Raw genomic sequence first — 4,224 nt, forward strand, 5'->3', positions numbered from 1 at the left:
GGGTGCGATCGGCCAAATCGCAATCCAGCTTGCAAAAAAAGCCGGTGCCAGCATCGTTGTTGGAGTTGATCCTCTAAGCCATCGACGAGAAATCGCTCTTCGTCATGGGGCCGATGAATGCTTTGATCCGACTTCCTGTGATGTCGGATATGAGGTGAAAAAGCTCACCCATAAAATCGGAGCGGATTCCATTATTGAAACAAGCGGAAATGCTGCAGCTCTTCAAGCGGCATTAAAAGGAATTGCCTATGGAGGCATCATCTCTTATGTTGCCTTTACTAAGCCTTTTCCCGAAGGATTGAATTTTGGACGCGAAGCTCATTTTAACAATGCGAAAATCGTGTTTTCCCGTGCAGCAAGCGAACCCAATCCGGATTACCCGCGCTGGTCCCGTAAACGAATTGAAAATACATGCTGGGAATTATTAATGAACGGTTACCTGAATTGCGAAGATATCATTGATCCAATCGTGCCTTTTGAACAGAGTGATCAAGCATATATGCATTACGTCGATCAGCATCCTGAGCTAAGTATCAAGATGGGAATTACATTGAAGTAAACTGGCCGCATGTAGGAGGAGTTTAACCATGAAAATTGGTACACAAAACCAAGCGTTTTTTCCGGAAAACATCAGGGAGAAGTTTCACTATCTAAAGGAAGCTGGTTTTGATGGCTTCGAAATTGACGGAAAACTATTGGTTGATCATTTAGAGGAAATAAAAGAAGCGATTTCTGAAACCGGACTGCCCGTGACAACAGCCTGTGGCGGTTATAGCGGATGGATCGGTGACTTTATCGAAGAACGCAGATTAAACGGTTTAGCAGAAATGAAGCAAATCTTAAAAGCCTTGCAGGAAGTAGAGGGAAAAGGAATAGTTGTTCCCGCAGCCTGGGGCATGTTCACCTATCGTTTGCCACCAATGGTTTCACCAAGAAGCCAATCAGGAGATTGGAAGGCAGTAAGTGACTCCCTTCTTTACTTAGATAAAGCCGCAGAAGAAACAGCGACCACTGTTTTCTTAGAACCATTGAATCGGTATCAAGACCATATGATCAATACGCTTGCTGATGCGCGCCGTTATATAGAAGAAAATAACTTGAAGAACGTAAAAATTATCGCTGACTTCTATCATATGAACATTGAAGAGGATGGTATTTCCGAAGCTTTACATCTACAACGTGATTTAATTGGACATATTCATCTTGCGGATAATCACCGTTTCCAGCCTGGCAGTGGCTCGATTGATTTCAAAAAGCATTTTAATCAATTGAAAAAAGATGGCTATGACGGTTTTTTAACCATAGAGTGCCGTGTTCGAGGGAACGATCCAGAAGGAGAATACAAAAAAGCGCTGCATCAGCTAAAAGAAGCATTAGTGTGAGAGGAGTCACATCATGAGTAAAAAAAGGGTGGCGATCATAGGAGGAGGACAAGTAGCGGAAACGGTTCACGTTCCTTATTACCTCTCACGGGATGACATTGAACTGGTTGCTGTGGTTGGACAAAACGCCGATCGGGTAAAAAACTTCGCTGCGCGTAATGGGATTCCTTATTACTATACAGATGCCGCTGAGATGTATGCGGCACTGAAACCGGATATCGTCAGTGTTTGTACGCCAAATCGATTTCATTATGAACATGTCATGGTAGCTCTGTCCAATGGCTGTGATGTGATGTGTGAAAAGCCGCCAGCTATTTCGGCCGATGAGGCAAAGAAAATGCAGGAAGAAGCAGAGAAAAACCATTGCATCCTTGCCTATGACTTTCATCATCGATTTGCGGATGATGTCGAACTTCTTAGAAAAAAAGTCGAGGAAGGGATTCTTGGCGATATCTATGTTGTGAAAGCCCAAGCCTTGCGTCGTTGTGGAATTCCAGGTTGGGGAAACTTCACCAATAAATCATTACAAGGGGGAGGACCTCTCATCGATTTAGGAATCCATATGCTGGACGCTGCGTTATATGTAATAGGTTATCCGAAGATTGAGAAAGTAACGGCTAAAATGTTTCAGAAAATAGGGAACAAAAAATCGGATGGAACGTTTGGAGAATGGGACCCGGAAAAGTTTGAAGTTGAGGATTCACTTTTTGGTTTTATTGAATTAGAAGGCGGCCGATTGTTACAATTGGAAACCTCTTTTGCTTTAAATATTAAGGAAACATCCATCATGAATGTTCGGTTTTGTGGAGATCAAGCAGGAGCCACTCTTTTTCCGGCTCAGATCTATACCGATAAAAAGGGAGAACTCGTCTCACTTTTAGAAAGGGAGACTTCAGATCCAGAACGGCATCAAAAGAGTATGGCTGCATTTGTAGACAAGTGCTTTGGAAAAGATGTCAAGATTGCAGACGCAAAAGAAGGGTATATCATCCAACAACTAATTGAAGCTCTCTATCAATCTGCGGAAAAGGGTGAAAGTGTATCCTTATGATGAAAGAACAAGTATTATATGACAAAAAATTCGATGTACACTATCTCAATAAATATGGAAGTTTAATGACATTAGGAAATGGTTACTTAGGTGTGCGTGGCGCCCTTGAAGAAGACTATTCGGAACAAAACCGAGGGCTGTACGTCGCCGGTATCTATAATAAAGCAAATGAGAACGAAACATCCGAGTTAGTTAATCTACCTGATTTAACAGGAATAAAAATGGAAATTGACGGGGAACTTTTCTCATTGATGGATGGAGAAATTCTTTCATATGAACGAAGGTTAAACCTTGCAATGGGTGAAATACAGCGTGAAATTCTCTGGAGAAGTAACTCAGGGGCTCGCTTCAAATTCCTTTTTCAACGGTTTACAGCAAAACATGATTTGCATTTACTTGCCACGAAATTGACAGTTACCAGTTTAGATCGATCCGCAACATTAAAAATAGTGACGGGTATTGATGCTCAACAAACTAATTTCGGGACACAACACCTTAGTGTAGAGAATGTCCGTGTGTTTAACGAAGAAGTCATGCAAGGTGTTTATAAAACGACAGAGTCAGGACATACGATAGCACTTACCACAGCTTGTAAGTGCTCCTTGACGAGTGATGTTTCATTTGCTGCAAAAAATCGCAGGCTCTTGACCACGATAAAAGTGGATCTATCCGAAAACAATCCTTTTACTCTAGAAAAGTTTGGAACTGTTTATACTTCCCTTGATCAGGGTCAAGCTGGAAAAGATCCAGCAACTGCCGGTTTGAAAGCCTTAAAGGCGCATGCACCATATGGCTATGATGCGTTATTAGAAAAGTCAGCATTAGAATGGGAGAAAACCTGGCAGCAAAAACGTGTCAAGGTTACGTCGAAGAACGAAATTGACCAGTTGGCTCTTGACTATGCATTGTTTCAAATCGAGGGTATGACACCTGCTCATGATGAACGGTTTAGTGTTGGGGCTAAAGGATTGACCGGTGAAGGCTATAAAGGTCATGTTTTTTGGGATGCCGAAATGTTCATATTACCTTTTCATCTTTTTACTGAACCGGAAACGGCAAAGAAACTGTTACGTTACCGTTACTTAAATTTGCAACAAGCGATAGCAAAGGCGGAACGAAATGGATATGAAGGAGCTTTATTTCCATGGGAGAGTGCCTTGTCAGGAAAAGAAGAAACTCCTGAATTTGCGGCCATTAATATCCGAACGGGGACACGACAAAAAGTCGCTTCTGCTGAAGCGGAACATCATATTGTAGCCGACATCGCTTTTTCTCTAGTGCAGTATTATGAAAATACACTGGATCAAGAGTTTATGAAAAAGGAAGGGCTGGCTTTACTTAAGGAGACTGGACGTTTTTGGATCAGCCGTGCAACAGAAGAAAATGGACAGCTTTCTATTAAGAATGTAATTGGGCCGGATGAGTATACCGAGCATATTGATAACAATGCCTATACAAATTATATGGCTTATTACAATGTAAAGAAAGCGCTTTACTTTATGGAAAAATATGATGACACCGATGAGTTACTTAAAATGAGGGGGCAAGATTTTCTTAGCCGCTTGTATTTACCGAAACCAAATGCGAATAAAATCATTCCACAGGATGATACATTTTTGAGTAAGCCTGAGATCGATTTATCAAGATACAAAGTCAATCAGGGCAGCCAGGGCATTTTATTGGATTATTCCCGCGATGAAGTAAATGAAATGCAAATTTTAAAGCAGGCCGATGTGGTCATGCTGCTGTATCTATTTCCAGAGCTGTTTCCAAGCGGAGTGGTATTGGAAA

4 protein-coding genes are annotated in these 4,224 nt (G+C 41.6%); all 4 read left to right on the forward strand.

All coding sequences use genetic code 11. The features are described from left to right. Positions 1-559: zinc-dependent alcohol dehydrogenase (locus ABHN01_RS24565; RefSeq protein ID WP_429877720.1), on the forward strand; the 559-nt coding region annotated here is incomplete at its 5' end. Positions 560-587: 28 nt separating this feature from the next. Further along, positions 588-1,382 carry a sugar phosphate isomerase/epimerase family protein gene (locus tag ABHN01_RS24570; protein ID WP_429877721.1) on the forward strand — a complete coding sequence of 265 codons (795 nt, stop codon included), beginning with the start codon at positions 588-590 and terminating at the stop codon, positions 1,380-1,382. 13 nt (positions 1,383-1,395) lie between these two features. Continuing rightward, the gene (locus ABHN01_RS24575; RefSeq protein ID WP_429877722.1) at positions 1,396-2,433 is read left to right on the forward strand and encodes a Gfo/Idh/MocA family protein; all 1,038 of its coding nucleotides are present in this window, start codon (positions 1,396-1,398) and stop codon (positions 2,431-2,433) included. Then, positions 2,433-4,224 (forward strand): glycoside hydrolase family 65 protein (locus ABHN01_RS24580; RefSeq protein WP_429877723.1); only part of this gene is annotated, 1,792 nt, incomplete at its 3' end. The genes ABHN01_RS24575 and ABHN01_RS24580, both read left to right, overlap by 1 nt.

The organism is Fictibacillus sp. NRS-1165, assembly GCF_050468105.1.
Lineage (GTDB): Bacteria > Bacillota > Bacilli > Bacillales > Fictibacillaceae > Fictibacillus_C > Fictibacillus_C terrinigri.